At 41.9% G+C, this 20,116-nt stretch carries 16 protein-coding genes; 12 read left to right on the forward strand and 4 right to left on the reverse strand.

From position 1 onward, the window contains the following. Positions 1–114: 114 nt before the first annotated feature. Complete coding sequence (locus tag ACWATR_RS14210; protein WP_460333300.1) at positions 115–324, reverse strand: hypothetical protein; 210 nt, start codon at positions 322–324, stop codon at positions 115–117. 277 nt (positions 325–601) lie between these two features. Here ACWATR_RS14210 and ACWATR_RS14215 point away from each other — a divergent pair, with 277 nt between their 5' ends. From ACWATR_RS14215 to ACWATR_RS14255, 9 genes are all read left to right on the forward strand, one after another. Continuing rightward, positions 602–1,792, forward strand: coding sequence for an iron-containing alcohol dehydrogenase (locus tag ACWATR_RS14215; protein WP_460333303.1), 1,191 nt, complete (start codon positions 602–604; stop codon positions 1,790–1,792). After that, positions 1,789–3,000, forward strand: coding sequence for an aspartate aminotransferase (locus ACWATR_RS14220; protein WP_460333306.1), 1,212 nt, complete (start codon positions 1,789–1,791; stop codon positions 2,998–3,000). The genes ACWATR_RS14215 and ACWATR_RS14220 overlap by 4 nt, the downstream gene beginning before the upstream one ends. A 34-nt stretch (positions 3,001–3,034) precedes the next feature. Further along, positions 3,035–3,358 carry an ArsR/SmtB family transcription factor gene (locus tag ACWATR_RS14225; protein ID WP_460333309.1) on the forward strand — a complete coding sequence of 108 codons (324 nt, stop codon included), beginning with the start codon at positions 3,035–3,037 and terminating at the stop codon, positions 3,356–3,358. 188 nt (positions 3,359–3,546) lie between these two features. After that, positions 3,547–4,140, forward strand: a complete 594-nt coding sequence (locus ACWATR_RS14230) for a hypothetical protein (protein ID WP_460333312.1) — start codon at positions 3,547–3,549, stop codon at positions 4,138–4,140. 334 nt (positions 4,141–4,474) lie between these two features. Then, complete coding sequence (locus ACWATR_RS14235; RefSeq protein ID WP_460333315.1) at positions 4,475–5,533, forward strand: PstS family phosphate ABC transporter substrate-binding protein; 1,059 nt, start codon at positions 4,475–4,477, stop codon at positions 5,531–5,533. A 178-nt stretch (positions 5,534–5,711) separates the two neighbouring features. Continuing rightward, on the forward strand, positions 5,712–6,731 hold the full coding sequence (locus tag ACWATR_RS14240) for an ArsJ-associated glyceraldehyde-3-phosphate dehydrogenase (RefSeq protein WP_460333318.1): 1,020 nt from the start codon (positions 5,712–5,714) through the stop codon (positions 6,729–6,731). A gap of 59 nt (positions 6,732–6,790) precedes the next feature. Beyond that, positions 6,791–8,053, forward strand: a complete 1,263-nt coding sequence (gene arsJ, locus ACWATR_RS14245) for an organoarsenical effux MFS transporter ArsJ (protein ID WP_420758594.1) — start codon at positions 6,791–6,793, stop codon at positions 8,051–8,053. A 78-nt stretch (positions 8,054–8,131) separates the two neighbouring features. Next, complete coding sequence (gene arsB / locus ACWATR_RS14250) at positions 8,132–9,268, forward strand: ACR3 family arsenite efflux transporter (RefSeq protein WP_460333325.1); 1,137 nt, start codon at positions 8,132–8,134, stop codon at positions 9,266–9,268. Between the two features lie 71 nt (positions 9,269–9,339). After that, positions 9,340–9,795 (forward strand): ArsI/CadI family heavy metal resistance metalloenzyme, encoded by a 456-nt coding sequence (locus tag ACWATR_RS14255; RefSeq protein WP_460333328.1) that lies wholly within the window; start codon positions 9,340–9,342, stop codon positions 9,793–9,795. Between the two features lie 178 nt (positions 9,796–9,973). On the opposite strand, the gene ACWATR_RS14260 is transcribed toward ACWATR_RS14255, so the two are convergent. Both ACWATR_RS14260 and ACWATR_RS14265 read right to left on the reverse strand, forming a co-directional pair. Next, positions 9,974–13,705 carry a PAS domain S-box protein gene (locus ACWATR_RS14260; protein WP_460333331.1) on the reverse strand — a complete coding sequence of 1,244 codons (3,732 nt, stop codon included), beginning with the start codon at positions 13,703–13,705 and terminating at the stop codon, positions 9,974–9,976. A gap of 1 nt (position 13,706) precedes the next feature. Then, positions 13,707–13,961, reverse strand: a complete 255-nt coding sequence (locus ACWATR_RS14265) for a helix-turn-helix domain-containing protein (protein WP_460333334.1) — start codon at positions 13,959–13,961, stop codon at positions 13,707–13,709. A gap of 494 nt (positions 13,962–14,455) precedes the next feature. On the opposite strand from ACWATR_RS14265, the gene ACWATR_RS14270 reads away from it, so the two are divergent. The 3 genes from ACWATR_RS14270 (at position 14,456) to ACWATR_RS14280 (ending at position 19,389) form a co-directional block, all read left to right on the forward strand. After that, positions 14,456–15,487, forward strand: coding sequence for a 1-acyl-sn-glycerol-3-phosphate acyltransferase (locus ACWATR_RS14270; protein WP_460333337.1), 1,032 nt, complete (start codon positions 14,456–14,458; stop codon positions 15,485–15,487). 1,116 nt (positions 15,488–16,603) lie between these two features. Then, positions 16,604–17,725 (forward strand): IS630 family transposase, encoded by a 1,122-nt coding sequence (locus tag ACWATR_RS14275; protein WP_460329681.1) that lies wholly within the window; start codon positions 16,604–16,606, stop codon positions 17,723–17,725. Between the two features lie 110 nt (positions 17,726–17,835). Then, positions 17,836–19,389 (forward strand): flavin-containing monooxygenase, encoded by a 1,554-nt coding sequence (locus tag ACWATR_RS14280; protein ID WP_460333340.1) that lies wholly within the window; start codon positions 17,836–17,838, stop codon positions 19,387–19,389. Here ACWATR_RS14280 and rppA read toward each other — a convergent pair. Next, entirely contained in the window at positions 19,386–20,084 is a 699-nt protein-coding gene (gene rppA, locus ACWATR_RS14285; protein ID WP_460340425.1) for a two-component system response regulator RppA, read from the reverse strand. The two genes, ACWATR_RS14280 and rppA, sit on opposite strands and share 4 nt — an antisense overlap. Between the last annotated feature and the right edge of the window lie 32 nt (positions 20,085–20,116).

Raw genomic sequence — 20,116 nt, forward strand, 5'->3', positions numbered from 1 at the left:
CCAATCCCAGAAAACAAAATTTATTTACCTGTTATCAGGATGACAAAATTTATTTTGTATTTACTGATACATTAATAGTTATTTTTAGATTAAGATATTCACACTTTAGTGGTTTTACTGTGGTAAAAAGTTAATCAGAGTGCGGGTAATTGGTACTGACAGTTGTGATTTGTCAGTTTTTTTCCTAATTACCACCGTTGCCATTTTCACAAGTCTTTGCAGTAAAGGAATCAGTTGTAGGGGCGTATAGTTACACATCTCTAAGTATGTATCTGTAGCTAAGGATTGCATGAAATAGCATGATCGCCATGATCGCTTACACATTATCGATTCTCAATTGCTTTTCTTGAGAATCTGACAATGGTAATGTTAATTAGTTATACGGTTATTCAAAACTTTGATAGTTCGGAATTTCAGGTCAATGGGCATTATAGATTCAAGCAACGTCGTCAAACTACTTAATCAGTCTTCATTACTTGGCTCAAATCTAGCTGAGTCAGGTGTAAGGTTGGAGTCATTCTAAAACCCGCTTGGCAACAAGTATCCTTGATCACTAGTCTATTTGATTAAGAAATATCAAAGTTTTGGCAAACTAGATTATATGCACAATAATTCTACTACTCAACCTTCTTTGTCTACTCAAAACTCTAGTTCATTATTGACACTCACAGTTGCCCCAGCAAAAGTAATTCGTGGTTCTGAGGTGTTGCAAGCAGCCGCAGCCGAAATCGCCCGTTTGGGAAGTCGTCCCTTAATTGTGGCAGGTGAGTCTACTCTCGCCATCAGCCAACAAAATTTGCAACCAGTTTTAGAAAGGCAACAGTTAAAAACTGTCCAAGCTACTTATGGTGCAGATTGCTGTGAAGCTAGCCTGAAGTCTTTACAAAAGGCGGCAAAAGAACATACAGCTGATGTAATTATTGGTTTTGGTGGGGGCAAAGCCCTAGATACAGCGAAATTACTCGCGCAGCAGTTACAGTTGCCAGTGGTGACAATTCCTACATCAGGGGCTACCTGTGCAGCCTGGAGTGCCTTATCGAATGTTTATTCGGAAGATGGGGCGTTTCTCTACGATGTGGGGCTATCTCGTTGTCCCGATTTATTGATACTTGATTATGAGTTGATTAAAACTGCACCACAACGGACTTTAGTAGCTGGAATTGGTGATGCGATCGCTAAGTGGTACGAAGCCTCTGTGAGTAGTGGACACTTGCAAGACACTTTAATTATTGCTGCGGTGCAACAAGCACGAGTTTTGCGAGATATCCTTTTACAAAAGTCAGTCGCCGCCCTGAAAGAACCAGGTAGTGAAATTTGGCGAGAAGTGGTAGACGCCAGTGTTTTACTCGCTGGGGTAGTTGGCGGACTTGGCGGGGCGCAGTGTCGCACAGTTGCTGCCCATGCGGTGCATAATGGTTTAACTCATATTTCGGGACATAGCAGTATTCATGGCGAAAAAGTTGCTTTTGGAATTTTGGTGCAACTGCGTTTAGAAGAAATGCTACAAGGCAATCAACTAGCAGCATCATCACGCCAACAGTTGTTAAAGTTCTATACAGAAATTGGACTGCCCCAAAAATTGAGTGATTTGGGATTGGGCAATATTACATTAGGTGAGTTGCAAACGGCCGCTGAAATTGCTCTAGTTCCTAATTCTGACATCCATCGACTACCGTTTAAAGTCGCGCCAGAACAGTTGATGGCGGCAATGGTTTCTACTACTGCACCTATAGATAGTAGAGACACTACGAATCGAGTTTCGCCCAAGGGAATGAGTGACGAGGTTTTATGAGTTTAAATTGGATTGTCCCAGCAGAACGCATACAAAAACTACCACCTTATGTATTTGCCCGTTTAGATGAACTGAAAGCTAAAGCACGGGAACAAGGGTTGGATTTAATTGATTTGGGCATGGGAAACCCCGATGGTGCAACGCCAGCACCAGTTGTAGAAGCTGCGATCGCAGCCTTGAAAGATCCCGCCAATCACGGTTATCCGCCGTTTGAAGGGACTGCTAGTTTTCGCCGCGCGATCACCAACTGGTATCATCGCCGTTATGGTGTGGTTCTCGATCCTGATAGTGAAGCCTTGCCACTATTGGGTTCTAAAGAAGGATTAACCCATTTAGCGATCGCCTACGTTAATCCTGGCGATTTAGTTCTGGTTCCTTCCCCAGCTTATCCCGCCCATTTTCGCGGCCCTGCGATCGCTGGCGGGAAAATCCACAGCTTGATTCTGAAACCCGAAAATGACTGGTTAATTGATTTAGCCGCCATTCCTGACGAAGTTGCCAGACAAGCGAAAATTCTCTATTTCAACTATCCCAGCAATCCCACCGCCGCCACTGCACCCCGCGAATTCTTTGAAGAAATCGTCGCCTTCGCCCGCAAATATGAAATTTTGCTGGTGCATGATTTGTGTTACGCCGAGTTAGCTTTTGATGGTTATCAACCCACTAGCCTGTTAGAAATTCCCGGTGCGAAAGATATTGGTGTGGAATTTCACACCTTATCTAAAACCTATAATATGGCTGGTTGGCGCGTTGGGTTTGTCGTGGGTAATCGCCATGTAATTCAAGGTTTACGGACACTGAAAACTAACTTGGATTACGGCATTTTCTCCGCTTTGCAAAAAGCCGCCGAAACCGCTTTACAACTGCCAGATGTGTATTTGCACGAAGTACAACAACGCTACCGTACCCGCCGCGATTTCCTGATTGACGGGTTAGGAGAGTTGGGTTGGGATATTCCCAAAACTAAGGCGACAATGTATCTTTGGGTGAAATGTCCCGTTGGTATGGGTTCCACAGATTTTGCCTTGAATGTGTTGCAACAAACTGGCGTTGTTCTGACTCCAGGTAATGCCTTTGGGGTTGCAGGTGAAGGTTATGTAAGGATCAGTTTGATTGCAGATTGCGATCGCTTGGGTGAAGTTTTACATCGCTTCAAGCAAGCCGGCATCCGCTATCAACCTGAAGCTGTAGTCTCTGCTTCACAATAGAGATAGATAGCATCCCCTTATCGAAATCTGATTCATGCAAACCCCCTCTGCTACTATTCCTCATTTAATTGCTGCTGGCTTTCATGCTCTTTCTGATCCACTCAGGATTAGTGTGCTAGAACTCCTGCGACAGCGAGAATTATGTGTATGTGATTTGTGCGAAGCCTTGGGGGTAAATCAGTCCAAACTATCTTTTCACCTGAAAACCCTCAAGGAAGCTGGCTTAGTTAACTCCCGTCAGGAAGGACGCTGGATTTATTACAGTTTAAATTTGCCCCAATTTGGTATTTTAGAGGAATATCTGGCAGATTTTAGCCACAATCGTGTAATTTTTTCTGCCCGTTCCTGCTGCGATTAAGAATAAGTTTATCTATGCTTGGGACTGATTTTCTCAAGTGATAAAGTGGCATTGATTTTGGGAACCCTGACATTTAGAACAAAATGCTTTTTTCCACCTACTTGAACTGAAAAAGAAGTTCTTGAGCAGGGGGAGAAGCTTTCATACGTCTTGGTGTAACCAATTTATCATGGCTACTTAATTTTATTATGCGTATTCGTGGGCAGCCTCGCGGGCAAGAGTCTCAATTGCAAATTGTTCAAGAAACCTCACTAGAGTTGACCTTTCAGCTAGGTGTTCAACCTAAGTCTGCTGCTTTCAAGAACGCTTGGATTTCCTGCTGTGTAAATTTAGTCATAGCAGTTCTAGTAATTGGGTTTATATATACATTGATGAGAAATATGACCAACGACCCAAATATACCGTCTAGAAACTCTTTTTTTTATTATATTTTTGGGATTTGGATGCTTGGCCCAATCATCATATTAATCAGTATTCCGTTCCATAAATACTTTACGGTATGGACGTTTAACCGCACACGGCAACAAATTTTCAAAACCACAACTTACCTATTTAGGAAAGACCATACTAAAATTTTCTCCTTCAGTGAAGTTAAATCTATTCAGGTTGAGCAGGATTATGATGATTCTGATGCTTGTACAGAATTATATATGGTGCTGAAATCTGGCAAAGAAATGACCCTCAGTCAGAGTTCCTACAACTCCAATACAAGCAAACAAGTGTCTGACCTTCAATTTCATGAAGAAATTGCTCAAAAGATGCGTCATCATCTTGGCTTGTGAAATTTGTGTTGCTTGGTTAACGGTCAGCATATATGCTCACAACTTAGTGTCCCTCTGTCTCTTCACTGACACTAGATTGCTTATAGGACAATACGGTTCGGTTAAAGGGGAAAGGTTTTAAATACATCTACCCTTTTCCCAGACCACAAGGAAAGTCAAGAGTGCTTATCCAAACCTTATTGGCTTATAGGACGGTTGTTTTCCACAACCTTGATAAATGCATCAACTTTTTTTGATGAATTTTTATGTATAGTGCTATGCTTTATATTGACACATCAAGTTTTTTTGAAATGATATAAACATACTTTCAAAATTACCCCTAAAGGTGAGGTCAATGAACGCAATAGCAAAGAATTTGGCTCTCGTATTTGGAGTGTTGGCTTTTGCGACTAGTTGCACAGCCACATCTAATTTATCTACTCCAACTCAGCAATCGCCAAAGGTTGCAGAAGTCAGTGATGCGACAAAAGTGAGGGCAATAAAGATTGATGGTTCTAGCACAGTGTATCCAATCACCGAAGAAATCGCTAACCAGTTTCAACAAAACAAGCAGCAGTACAAAGGACAAGTTCTCCTAAGCTTTTCTGGTACTAGTGCGGGATTTAAGAAATTCTGTAACAAAGAGACAGACATCAGCAATGCCTCGCGTCCCATTCTGAAAGCAGAGATAGAAGCTTGCAACAAAAATGGTGTCAAGTTTATCGAGCTTCCCGTTGCCTGTGATGCGCTGACTGTTGCGGTGAATTCCCAAAATACCTGGGCAAAAGATATTACCGTAGCCGAATTGAAAAAGCTTTGGGAACCAGAAGCCCAAGGAAAAATCACTCGCTGGAACCAAGTGCGATCGTCTTGGCCGGATCAACCAATTAACCTGTATGGTGCTGGCGGTCAGTCTGGTACTTTTGATTACTTTACAGAAGCTATTGTTGGTAAGACCAGAGTCAGCCGCACTGATTATATCTCCAGTGAAGATGATCTCGCCCTAGTGCGCGGAGTCGGCACAGATCCTAATGCCTTGGGTTATTTCGGGCTTGCTTATTACGAAGACAACAAAACTCGGTTAAAGCCTCTGGCAATTGATAGCGGCAAAGGAGCAGTATTGCCATCACCTGAAACTGTTGAAAAAGCTGAATATCAGCCGTTAGCTCGACTTTTGCTGATTTATGTTAACGCTCAATCTCTGCAAAATCAGCCAGAATTAAAAGAATTCGTAGATTATTACCTCAAGTACGCACCGATAACAACCAGTTCGGTTGGGTATGTGCCTTTACCTAGTGAAGCCTATGAATTGGCAGAAAAAAACTTTCAAGCTGGTAAAGAAGGAACAGTATTTGCAGGTAAGGAGCAGATCAACTTTCAAATTAGTGATTTGTTGAAGACACAACAAAAGTAGTAATTTTACTCAAAAAAACTGACTTTTCAAAAGTAATAGTGGTCTATCGAAAAAGTTCTGAGAAGTTCGTAGTAAGCACTTTAGCGCTTAAAAAATTAAGGACTTCAGTCCTTACTACAAACACACTATGGAATCAGTTTACTGCTACCCATTAATTTAAATAAACTTAGGAAAACTGATGAGTATACGTGTTGGGATCAACGGATTTGGCAGAATTGGACGGCTAGCTTTGCGGGCTGCCTGGGGTTGGTCAGAACTTGAGTTTGTTCATATCAATGAGATTAAAGGTGGGGGAGTAACAGCCGCTCATTTGCTCAAATTTGATTCTGTCCACGGGCGTTGGGCATCAGAAGTAGAAACAGAAGGCGATGAACGCATTTTCATTGATGGTACACCCTTAAGCTTTAGCGAACATTCCCAACCTGGCGAAGTCCCTTGGGAAGAGTTGGGTGTTGATATTGTGCTGGAATGCTCCGGTAAATTTAGGACTCCCGCCACCTTAGACCCGTATTTTAAGCGGGGAGTACAGAAGGTAATTGTGGCTGCTCCAGTGAAGGAAGAAGCCTTGAATATTGTCATGGGAGTTAATGACCAACTTTATGAGCCGGAAAAGCATCATTTACTAACTGCTGCTTCTTGTACAACTAACTGTTTGGCTCCAGTCGTGAAGGTGATCCATGAAGGTTTGGGCATTAAGCATGGAATCATTACCACAATCCATGACAACACCAATACTCAGACCATCGTAGATGCGCCTCATAAGGATTTACGCCGCGCACGGGCTACCAGTCTGTCTCTGATTCCTACCACGACTGGATCGGCAACTGCGATCGGATTAATTTATCCGGAACTCAATGGCAAACTCAATGGTTTGGCAGTACGAGTACCGCTGCTCAACGCTTCTTTAACAGACTGCGTGTTTGAAGTTGTGCGACCTACAACCGTAGAAGAAATTAATAGCTTACTAAAAGCAGCTTCAGAACAAGCACCGCTCAAAGGAATTCTGGGATATGAAGAACGTCCTTTAGTCTCTATCGACTACAAAGACGATCCTCGGTCTTCCATCATTGATGCCCTCTCCACGATGGTGGTAAACGAGACGCAAGTGAAAATACTCGCTTGGTATGACAACGAATGGGGCTATGCCAACCGAATGGTTGAACTCGCCCGTAAAGTAGCTCTGAGCCTGAAATATTAATACTTTACGTGCCTCTGCGCTAACTCTGCGTTCCTCTGCGTTTAAATCTTTCTTCCCTCATGGCTTCTACTACAGCTCATAGCGCCAATTTCAAGAACTATATCCTAGTCACCCTCGCCTACTGGGGCTTTACCCTCACTGATGGTGCCCTGCGAATGCTGGTTTTGCTATATTTCAACCAAATTGGCTATACCCCAATCCAAATTGCCTTTCTGTTTTTGTTCTACGAAGTCTTCGGAGTTGTCACAAACTTTTTAGGCGGTTGGATTGGTTCCCAGTTCGGATTGAAGGTAACACTTTATAGCGGCATCGGATTACAGATTTTTTCTCTAGTCATGTTGTCATTCCTCAATCCAAATTGGGCACAGTGGATTGCAGTCGGTTATGTGATGGTGGCACAAGCATTTTCTGGGATTGCCAAAGACTTGACCAAAATGAGTTCTAAAAGTGCGATTCGGTTAGTGGTGCCTCAGGATGCCCAGTCATCTTTGTTTAAATGGGTGGCGGTGCTGACGGGTTCTAAGAATGCTCTCAAAGGAGTTGGCTTTTTTATTGGTAGCGCTCTCCTGGCTGCGGTTGGCTTTATCAATTCCCTGTGGATTATGGCAGGGGGACTTTCCCTGATTATGTTTTCTGGGCTGATGCTGCCTAAAGGAATGGGCAAAATCAAGAAGAAAATCAAGTTTAGCCAACTGTTTTCTAAGAGTGAAGAGATTAATATTCTCTCGGCGGCACGATTCTTTCTCTTTGGTTCTAGGGATGTATGGTTTGTTGTGGGATTGCCAGTATTCTTACGTGGAACCTTGGGCTGGTCGTTCTATCAGGTTGGTGGATTCTTGGCTTGTTGGGTAATTGGTTATGGCGTTATTCAATTCTTAGCACCAACACTGATTCAGAGATTTGGTTCTGGCCGTCCACCGCAATCAAAGACTATCCAGTTTTGGACATTTACTTTAACAGTAGTTCCAGCTGCGATCGCTCTTGCTCTCCAAATAGGTATACCTGCAAACATTGCGATCGTTGGTGGACTCCTGGTTTTTGGCGTTGTGTTTGCCTTCAACTCAGCAGTTCACTCTTATTTAGTGTTGGCATTTACTGACGATGACAAAGTAGCGCTAAACGTTGGTTTTTACTACATGGCAAACTCAGGTGGTCGATTAGCTGGAACTGTTTTGTCAGGTTTGGTATACCAGTTTTTCGGGTTAGTGGGCTGTCTGTGGACATCCATGTTTTTTGTACTAGCAGCAGCATTAATTACTCTGAAGCTACCCGATCCTCAACCTAGTAAAGCGATCGCATGGAAAGCGGGAGATGGGGATTAAGGCATTTGTCATTTGTCATTTGTCATTGGTCATTGGTCATTCCCCTTATCCCTCCAACAATATTTCAGGCTTATATCCATGAATACGAATTCGCAGCCGAATACAGCACAAGCAGGGAGTAATTTGAGTTTTTTTGAAAGATACCTTACTGTTTGGGTGTTTTTCTGCATCTTGGCGGGAATTGGACTAGGGAGATTATTTCCAGGGGTGGCGGTGACATTGGATGCATTGAGTATCTATCAAGTGTCAATTCCCATTGCAGTTTGTCTGTTTTTTATGATGTATCCCATCATGGTGAAAATTGACTTCACCCAAGCTGCAAATGCTATCCGTGCCCCAAAACCTGTAATTCTCACTTTGGTTGTCAACTGGTTAATTAAACCATTCACGATGGTGGTATTTTCTCAGTTTTTCTTAGGTTGGTTATTTCGCCCGTTAATTACAGGCATAGAATTAATTCGCGGTAACGAAGTTGCGATCGCTAATTCCTACATTGCAGGTACGATTTTACTGGGAATTGCTCCTTGTACTGCGATGGTGCTGCTGTGGGGTTATCTTTCCTACGGCAATCAGGGACATACTTTGGTGATGGTGGCGGTGAATTCTCTGACAATGCTGTTTTTGTATGCACCTTTAGGTAGGTGGTTACTGGCGGCAAATGATTTAACAGTGCCGTGGCAAACGATTGTGTTGTCGGTGCTAATTTATGTCGGATTGCCTTTAATAGCAGGAATGTACAGCCGTTATTGGATTTTTCAAAACAAAGGTAAAGAATGGTTTGAACGGAGATTTTTAAAGTATCTCAGTCCAATTGCCATTACTGCCTTGCTGATGACTTTGGTTTTGCTATTTGCTTTTAAAGGTGAATTGATTGTTAACAATCCCTTGCACATCTTATTAATTGCCGTGCCACTATTCATCCAAACTAATTTTATTTTCTTGATTAGTTATGTGGCAGCATTGAAGCTGAATATATCTTATGAGGATGCCGCACCCGCAGCATTAATTGGAGCTAGTAATCATTTTGAAGTGGCGATCGCAACTTCTGTAATGCTGTTTGGCTTAAATTCTGGTGCTGCACTTGCTACAGTGGTAGGTGTTTTAATCGAAGTGCCAGTAATGTTGATGCTGGTTGAAGTTTGTAAGCAAACGGCATTTTGGTTCCCACGGGAGCCAGAAAAGGCAACATTGCGAGATCCAAGGTGTCATTGGTAATTCGTAATTTCTAATTACGAATTACCAATGACATATATCGATATTTTGAAAATCCTACAAGGAGCAAAATTATGGCAGTGCTGAAAACTCATGTGGCTTTGAATGTTACTGACGTTGAAAAGTCTGTAGCATTTTATAGGGCAATGTTTGGCGTGGAACCTGTGAAGTATAAAGATGACTATGCCAAATTTGATCTTTCTAGCCCAGCGCTAAATCTCACACTGAATTTAGCTCCTAGCATCCAGGCTGGTGGTGCATTGTCTCATTTGGGTGTACAAGTTGAAAGTACAGAAGAAGTGCGAGCGGCTATACAAAGGTTTACGGAGTCAGGATTAGCATTATTTACTGAAGACAATACTGATTGTTGCTACGCTTTGCAAGACAAGGTTTGGGTAACAGATCCAGATGGAAACCGCTGGGAAATTTTTGTGGTGAAGGTGGGAGATACCGCGCCAGAAAAGAATTTGGTGACTACAGTTAATTCGACTGAGGTAGTCAAGGCTGTTAATAAGCCATGTTGTGGTTAGAGGAAACCTAATACCAATTCGCAATTCGCAATGGGCTAACGCCCCTCTCCGCTAACGCAATTAAGTAAGTTGGCGCGAAAAAAACCAAGTATGTTACGAAACGTAAATAGGCTTAAAACCCTTACTAATGACCAATGACCAATGACAAAGGACAAATGACAGCCTTAGCCAGTTAGCTTTAATTGCGCCGACTACTTAAGTTAGCGATCGCTCGGAGTAACTTAGCTGGCTCCACAGGCTTGGTGATATGCTGCCCAAATCCGGCGGCAATTGCTTGTTGATAATCAACCTCAGCGGCATAAGCGGTAAGAGCGATCGCTGGAATTTTCCCTCCAAGTTCTGGTGACATAGCTCTAATTTGACGCATTAGCATATATCCATCTACTTCCGGCATTCCAATATCGCTTAACAGCAGATTTGGTCGGAACTGAGGCATAATTCGTAGTGCTTCCATCGCAGATGCAGTCTGGATTACTACTGCGCCAGACTGCTCCAAAATGAAAGCAATTAATTCTCGCGTATCACGCTCATCATCCACAAGCAGAACTTTCAACCCATTTAGATCGGGTGAATCATCCAGTTGAGAGACAATCTGCTGGTTATCTGGATGAATCTTGAGTAGCGGTAGCATGACTGTAAAGATTGCTCCCTGTTCTTCACCCAAACTTTCTGCCTTAACTGTGCCGCCATGTAGCTCGACGATGTGACGAACAATAGCTAATCCTAATCCCAGTCCGCCGAATTTTCTGGTAGTTGCGCCATCAGCTTGTCGGAAGTAATCAAAGACAAATGGTAAAAAGTCAGGGCTAATTCCCTTACCTGTATCACTGACTCGCAGCTGAACCTGAGAACCAACAGACTCTAAACTGATTTCTACCTCTCCACCTTGGGGAGTAAACTTAATAGCATTGGAAAGTAAATTCCAGATAACTTGCTGCAAGCGATTGGAATCACCTGTTACGACAAATTTGGAGTCGCCACTCTGTTGCGCTTCCAGCGCAACTTGAATTTGAGATTTGAGATTGTCAGGTTGCTTGATAAAATCGATAGATTCTAAATTTCTTTGAGAATTTTCTAATCCAAAATCTAAAATCGTAAATCGCAAATTAATAGATTTGGCTTCAGCAGCTAAACGTACAGTTTCTATGGCTGAAGCGATCGCAGTTGCCAGATTTACAGGAGCAATATTCAGACTAAGTTTACCTTGCAGAATGCGAGAGACATCCAGCAAATCTTCGATTAATTGAGTTTGCAACTTGGCATTGCGCTCAATGGTTTCGAGAGCGCGAGTGGTGGTTGCTTCATCATACTTTTTCGTTTGCAGTAACTTCGACCATCCCAGGATCGGGTTTAGCGGCGTGCGAAGTTCGTGGGAAAGAACCGCCAAAAATTCATCTTTGATCCGATTAGCTTGGATCAATTCCTCTTTCCGTCGCTGTAAAGAAGCCATTAACTGAGCGCGTTCCAGAGCAACCGCCACCTGATCGGAGGTTGCTTGTAATAGAGTAATTTCCCCAGAAGTGAAGTGAGTACGGGTGCGACTGGCAAAAGAGAGAACACCAAGCAGCTTTCCTTGAGCAATTAATGGTTGCCCTGCGTAGGCTGTGATTTCCAAAGCACGGAGAATGTGGGCATTTGGATCGCTAGAGTGCAAGACATTGTTGATGACAATTTGACGGCGTTCTTGTGCTACCACTCCGCACATGCCTTGATTAAATTCCAGATATTCAATTGCTTGAAATACTTCATCAGTGATGCCATTCCAAGCTACTAACCGGAGTTTTTGCTTATTTTCTTGTGTATCGATTAGATAGTTGAAGTAAAAGTGCAAATCCATCTGCGCCGAGAGTTTGCTAAACAAGCTGTTCATTAAATCCAAGGGGCGCTCAGTTGAAAGCAAATCGCTGGTTGTTTCCGAGAGCAGTTTGAGTCTTTCACTGCGCTCTTGTAAAGCTTGTTCTGCAAGCTGACGTTCCCGAAGGGCGCGTTCGCGTTCGGTGATGTCAATTGCAACCCCTCCTACTAGACGTTGCCCAGATGCATTGGCAATGGGAAACTTATAGACTAAAAATTCGCCGAGAGTGCCATCTGTGCGTGGGGCAGACTCAATCGTTTGAACAACCTGATTTGTCTCGGCAACCATTCTAATGTTATCGAGGAGAGGTTGAGCGATTTGGGCTGGGTATAGCTCAAAAATATTTTTATGAATCGCCTTATTTACTGCTAAGTCAAATGTACTCAAATAAGTTGGACTGAGGTAAACTACACGCCCGTCTACATTCGTAATCCATGCTGCGGCTGGAATATTGTCCATAAAAGCTTGGAATTGCTCTTGACTCTGACTCAGTGCTTTTTTAGCTTGTTTGAGATCACTAATATCCAGAATAAATGCAACTGATTTTTGTCGAGATTCTCCTAAAAGAGAGTAACCAACTACAACTGGGACAATAGAACCATCCTTGCGAATAAATTCCTTCTCATAAGGAGTACAGGTTCCCTTCGCTGTTGCCTCGGTAATGGCCAGTTCATCTAAATATTGGTACTCAGATGGCGTGATATCAGTCCACCGTAATCTACCTGCTTGGATATCCTCCTGGGTATAGCCGACAATTCGCAAAAACTCGTTATTGGCTTCGGTGATACTACCATTCACATCACCAAAAAGAATACCAACTACATTCGCTTTCACAAAACTCCTAAGCCGCTCCTCACTTGCTTGGACTGCCTTCTCTGCCTGCTTGCGTTCGCTAATATCTGTAGTGCTGCCAACTAAGCGTAGTGGGTTGCCATCAGCATCTCGCTGCACTATTATCCCCTGATCTAACACATAGATGTACTGATTGTTTTTGTTGCGAATTCGATACTCCGCAGTATAGCGATCGCTATTCGCCAAAGCAACTCCCGCCTCATCTTGTACACGTTGCAAATCCTCTGGATGCACAAGCTTGCGCCACCAATTACCATTTGCTTCAGCTTCAGCGAGAGAATAGCCCAAAATTCGAGTTAACCCTTCGGTTCTTTCAACGGTATCCTCTTCTATATTCCAGTCATAGATGAGACAGTTTACCGCAGATGCAGCTAACTCAAACCGCTCGTTAGCTAACCTCAGTCGCTCCTCCTTCTCCCGCAAAGTTTGTTCTACTTGTTGGCGTTCACGTAGTGCAGCTTGCTGTTCGCTCAAATCAATAACGAAGCCAATAACAGTTTCTTCAGTGTCTCCCACGAGGACAGAACCGAGCAAAACGGGAACTCTTGTACCATCTTTGCAGATATATTCCTTCTCAAAGGGTTTACATACTCCGGTGGTTTTCAGTTCTTGCACTGAACGCTCACTTAAAAAAAGATACTCTGGTGGGGTAATATCGCGCCAGTTCATTCGGTTAGCGGACAAATCTTCTCGCTCATAGCCGACTATTTTTAGAAAAGCATCATTGGCTGCCATGATGGAGTCGTTTTTCATATCAGTGACAATCACTCCAATGATGTTAGATTCTGCCAGTCGGCTAAACCGCATCTCGCTATTTTGCAACAACTTTAGGCTTGTCTCTGCCTTGCGTCTAGCAGTTTGCAACTCTGAAGAAAGGGCGGTAATTAAGAAGGATACTAGTGAAAACGTCGTTAATCTTACCAAAACGTTTTGGCTGAAGAAATCGAAGGAGTAGACTGGCTCAATCAAAAAATATAGCGCAGTTGTCACAGAAAGAGCGATCGCTAACACTCCAAGTCTCATGCCGCCATACCAAGCACTGACTGCCACCGCAGCATAAAATAATGGAAATACGCTCGGATCAAAGACTGGCAGCAACAATTTTGTCAGCAGCAACGCCGCTATGACTGCCACAATCATTACACCACAAGCTATGAGCCGAGAACGCATCATCAAAATTTTTTCGGGTACTTTCACCATCATCTTAAGAGTCCTCCCGTTGCTCCGCTTTTGAGAGATACTCTTTCACTAGTGTTTTACCTGGTTCGCCCATTTTCTGTAACATTTCTTCAATCAGCTTTAGTGCCATCTGTGAAGGCACTGTAGATCCGTTCTCCCAGCGATTGATTGTTCGCAGAGAAACTCCCAACTTGGCTGCAAACTTTTCCTGAGAGAGATCGAGTTGCTGCCGAAGTTCACGGATTAGATCTGAAATTTTTAGTGGCTTTCCTAGTTCCATAGTAGGAAGATTAAGACAGGTGTCTCGCCATTTGTCTCCAGCTTGAGGAAGAATTTAAATAGTCATTAGTTAGTATCAATTTCATCTTTTGGCGAAACACCAATATTCATTTATCAGTTTTCACTGCTTATTGTTGACTGCAAAACCTATCTATAAAATAAATATTAAATTTGTCTAATATGTGACGCCACAATAGTATTATTTAGGGCTATTTAATGATATTAGTCATTACACACCGCCAAAAATTTCTTGGTGGTGTGTTACATTCTCATACTTCATACTCAACTTAATTTTTCATATATAAAGGATATCTATATATAAGTTTTGCTTAATAATTTCCATTGATAAATTTTTCACTTGGTAATTTTGGCAACCAAATCTGAAACGGGTTTCCAAGTCTGTAGTTAATTTTACTTCTATGGTAAGATGCCAATGGCAAAATTATATAGCTATGATGCACTTTTAATAAAAATTTTGCCTGATTTTTAACCATTTTGATTAATCAACATTCCGAAAAACTCCTAAACACTCAACTGGAAAATTTACCAGGTGAAGGTTATGTATTTAACTGGTTTGACTGGTTTTGTCTTTGGTATCCTCCAGGTTGGCTAATTTTATTCAACCGCCATTGGCAGCACTATCACGCTGACCCAGATGGTTGGAATTGGCTAGAATATGGATTATTTTTAATTCCTGGCGGATTTTATCTAGCGTTGCTAAGTCGCTGGTTGCGTCTGGGTTTTCGTTCACCCCGAAAAGAAGTTGGTGAATTTGATCCCAAATATCAACAAGCCTTTCGCCAAGAAGTTCTTGGCCCCATCGTTAAATCATATTTTCGGGGAGAATTGCAACAAGTTGAAAACTTGCCGTCAACAGGGCCATTGATTGTGGCAATGAATCACGCGGGGATGTGTTTTCCTTGGGACTTTTTGACCTTGGGTTATTTATTAAGTGAAACCAGAGGATGGGTGGTACAACCCGTAGCAAGTCCAGCATTATTTGAGCATCCTTGGGTGATTTGGTGGCTACCACCTAAATGGTCGCAGGTTTTAGGTGGTGTGCGAGCCGAATTAGATAATTTTGAGTCAGCAATCGCTCAAGGTAAAATTCTCTTATATGCACCCGAAGGTATCCGCGGCCCTTTGAAAGGTTGGAGAAGACGCTATCAACTAGAAAAGTTTGATGTGAGTTTTATTCAGTTGAGCGATCGCTATCATATTCCCATTCTCCCAGTAGTTTGCATTGGTAGTGAATCTTTACATCCTTGGGCTGTTAATTTTACTAAGTTGCAACGACTAATCAAATTACCATTCTTGCCTTTCTCGCCTTTGATGCTAATTTTACTTCTGTTTCCCTCAATGGGAATTTGGGCGATGAGAACTCGTTTGCGTTACTTTATTCAGTCTTTAGAACCAGCACGATTGGATAACCACTCAAACAAAGGGCGTGCAGTAGCCTATCAACAGGCGCAACAATTACGAGAAAAACTTCAACTTCAAATTCATCAGTTTTTGGGTAAATCTTAATACTACAAGCAGAAATTCAAGAATAATTTGAGTATTTTTGCAGCAGCTACGTTATAGTCCAATACGTTCAGATAAAACCAAAACACTTGTAGAGACGGCGATTTATCGCGTCTCAAAAACCCACGATTTTGTACAAGTAGCGCTTAACCCAAGCGTATTGCGTTATAGCCATTTTGAATCCGGTGAGGTACAAGTGTGCAAATAGACCTAACCCCTTTCCCGCTTTGGGAATGGGGAAAAATTCAAAGCCTCTCTCCTTTTGGGAGAGAGGTCAAAATTGTACTTCACGCTTGTCGAGAACCGCAATATCAATGTCGTGTAGGAAGTAACTACAGCTTATCCATTGGTTACAAAAATAGAAGCCATTGTTACAAATGCTTGAACCTTAGTAACAATAGTTTGTTTATTTCTAGCAAATGATTATATCTTTGTTGTAAATACTTAAGCAAAGCTTATCAATATAGAAGCATTTCCAGCAAATGATTATACCTTTGTTGTAAATACTTAAGCAAAGCTTATCAATATAGAAGCATTTCCAGCAAATGATTATACCTTTGTTAGAAATGCTTAAGCAAAGCTTATCAATATAGAAGCATTTCCAGCAAATGATTATACCTTTGTTAGAAATGCTTAAGCAAAGCTTATCAATATAGAGTTAAAAATGGGTTCACAATCTGTAATACCAATTCTCTATGAAGCTGCATATTATTTTGACTCCTCTCAACCTCCCCAAAATATCGGGGAGATGCCGCAGGCGGTGGGGTTCTTTCTATGCGTCTTCATAAAGAATTGGTATAAGAAGCCTTCTTGACTGTTGCCTATTGCCTATTGCCTGCCTACGCAAATTAGTTCAGAAATCAAAGCGGATTCCTATAGTGAGACAGGCAATATTTCACAGCCTTTTGCAAAATCTTCAATTAAGTTTTGAATATGCGAGTCATCAAAACCTGCTTTGCAGATTAAACTTGCACAAACCTCATTGATAATCTGCATCCTAAAAAGTAGGTTTTATTTACTTGTAATGTTTGTGCCTATTTAACCATGAGCAATAATGTCTGCTAAGCTAATCGTCACTTAAGTTGCATAATAAGAAGATGAAGCCGTTTAAAAGCGACGATGCCGCCCCCAGCCAAGAACTTTTTAACGCCAGAACAAGTTAGCTCCTTACAGCAAGCTCTAAAAGAGAGCGACAAACCACACGTCAGGGAAAGAATTTTAATTATTCTGCTACAGAATGATGGGAAACCGCAACATGAAATTGCTAAATTTTTAGGCTGTTCGCACAGAACAGTGGCATATTGGTGTATGCATGGTGATCCAGATGAGCTAGAAACTCTACATAATAAAAGAGAGTATGAACATTATCGAAAAGCGACTCCTGAATATATTGAACTGTTATTAAAAACTGTTGACCAAGAACCATCAGATTTAGGCTACGACTTCGGCAGATGGACGGCAGAAAGATTAGCCACATATTTAACAAAAGAAACAGGAATTGATTTAAGTAGCTCTCAGGTTAGGAGGATATTAAAGAGAAAAAAGTATAGTTATATCTGGGCTAAATATGACCTAGAAGATAAACAAAATCCTATTGAAAGAGCGAAGTTTAAAGAGAAACTTACTCAATATTTATCAATAGCGCGAGAGCAACCAGAGCGTTTACAGGTATGGTTTTGGGACGAGAGCGGTTTTAGTTTACGCGTGATTCGTCGCAAGGGTTGGGGTAAAAAAGGAAAACGCAAGAATGTTCCAGGTCAACGGCGTTGTGGTCGAGTAAATGTAATGGGGGCAATCAGAGAACTAGACCGAAAACGAGTATGCTTTTTTGTTAAAAAAGGGAACGCAGATATTTTTTATGAGCAATTACAACAATTAAATGAATTAATTAAGCAAGAATGGGTAAGCAAAGGAAACCTTGGTGAGGATTTTGCGAAATATGGGCCAAAGATTATTTTAATTTTAGATAATGCTAGTTTTCATAAACGCAAAGATGTTCTAGCTAAAATATCTGAAGAATTCCCAAATTTTGTTCTAGAGTTCTTGCCCGCTTACAGCCCTGATTACAACATTATCGAGTTAGTCTGGCATTCATGTAAAGAATATATTGCTCATCGGTTATTTAAATCAGTAGATGAATTAAAATCACTGCTAGATAAGCTGTTGAATCAAGGCGAGTTAGTGATTAGGTGGCATCGGAATATAAAACATAAAGGTAATTTCAGCTATGTTGCAGCTTAAATGCTGATTAGCTTATTTCTTTAGGGCCCACGACAGATGTAGTTCAAATAAATAAAACCTACTGTAAATTCATCTTTGCAAAAATTATTTCATAATTTACATAAAAAAGAATGGAAATCAAAGATATTTGCGTTATCGGGGCTGGAATCAGCGGACTGGTGACAGCTAAAACTTTTATCGAAGAAGGCTATGACGTTACTGTATTCGAGAAACAAAAAGGACTTGGTGGTGTTTGGGAAAAATCTCGAACTTACCCAGGATTAACAACCCAAAATACGGGTGACACCTATAGTTTTTCAGACTATCCCATGCCTGCATCCTACCCAGAGTGGCCCACAGCAGAACAGATGCGGGATTACTTAGATTCATACGCTCATAATTTTAGGGTTCTTGAGAGAATTCGTTTCCAAACGGAAGTGACCAATGTTTCCCGAAAAACTGGAGAACGTCCAGGATGGGTAGTTACCATCAGAGTGAAGGAAGATAATGGGGGTAAGGCAAAAGAAGAAAAGCACGAATTTGACTTTGTGTTAGTGTGCAATGGCACATATAGTATTCCTAAGCTACCTTCTTTACCAGGTAAGGAGGAGTTCGCCGCATTTGGAGGACGGGTACTGCATTCTACCGAGTTTAACGATGCCTCAATCATTGAGGGTAAGCAGGTAGTAGTAGTGGGTTTTGGCAAATCTGCCTGCGACATTGCAACTTTGGCGGCAAACATAGCCAAAAAATCCACTCTCGTCTTTCGTCAACCTCTATGGAAGATTCCTAGATTTTTTCTGGGTTTAGTAAACCTGAAGTATGTTTTATTAACCCGCTTTTCAGAAGCTTGGTTCCCCTACCGTAAGATGGGACGAATTGAAAAACTACTGCACACTTTGGGTAAGCCACTAGTATGGGCTTTTTGGCGGACTAATGAGATGGTGCTACGCCTGCAATTCGGTCTTGATAGCTGCGGTATGTTGCCTGAACAACCTATGAATCAGGCTAACTGTGGCATTAGCATAGCTCCTCCAGATTTTTTCAAGTACATACACTCTGGTAAAATTCAGGCAATAAAAACCAGCATCACCAAGTTTATCCCTGATGGTGTGGAATTAGCTAATGGTCAGCAGTTACAGGCAGACATAGTAATTTTTGGAACAGGATTTTGCCAAGAACTTCCATTTCTTGAGGAAGAATATCGGCGACAGGTAATCGATGAAGATGGTAATTTTAACCTTTACCGTTATCTGATTCATCCTAATATTCCACAAATGGGTTTTATTGGCTATAACAGCAGTTTTTACAGTCAGTTGACATCAGAAGTTGGTGCTTGGTGGCTGCTAGAGTATGTCCAAGGCAACTTGTTATTGCCTTCGCCGCCAGCAATGTATCAAGAAATGGCAGCAGATATCAATTGGATGAAAACTCAATACAATAGCGTTGTATCGAAGGCAACATGTATAACCTCGTTTTCCTTGCGTTATACTGAGCAACTCATGGAAGATATGGGTGCGAATAATCAGCTTGTTGTCTGGAAGGGAATTTCACAAATTATGATGCCTGTGGATTTATCCCTCTACAACAAACTTCGACAGGAATTAAAATCGCAAAGATTGAAAAATTTTAATGATTCTCCTACCAATGAGCCGAATCCTTGTGAGTTGGAAGTAGACGCTTAAACTAACTCCATTGAGGAAGCACCGAAACGATAGCCTTTACCATAGACTGTGTGAATCAGCGCAGTTTCTCTACCTACCTCAATCTTGCGGCGTAACAGGCGAATTAATGCCGCTATCACATTACTACTAGGTTGTTCTTCCTCTTGCCACAAATTTTGCATAATCTGGGCATGAGTTAGTAGCTGTCCCGTGTGTTCCATAAAGTATTGCAACAACTGGCTTTCTTTTTGAGATAACTCAATTATTCGTCCTTGGCGATAGGCTACTTGATTTTCACAATCGAGTTCTAAATCAGCGACAGTTAAACGTCCAGTGGTGGTTTCATAGGTTTGAGAACCGGAACGACGCAATAAAGCACGGACTCTCGCTAGTAACTCCCGCAGTTCAAAAGGTTTAACTAAATAGTCGTCAGCACCAGCATCTAAACCTTCTACGCGGTCATCCAAAGTATCCTTGGCTGTGAGAAACAGCACGGGGGTAGTTTTGCCTTGGCGTCGCAATTCCTGACAAATCTCTAACCCCGTTTTTCCTGGCAGCATCCAATCTAAAATCAATAGGTCATAATTGCCTGCTTGTGCGTGTTCACTGCCACTTGTGCCATCGTAAGCGGCATCAACAGCGTAACCCTCACGAGTTAATAAGCGACTCAAGGGTTCAGTTAGTTCAATTTCATCATCAACTAATAAAATTCTCATGCTGCTTGTGGTAAGCATATAGAGATATTCTC

Source organism: Nostoc sp. UIC 10890 (genome assembly GCF_054786515.1).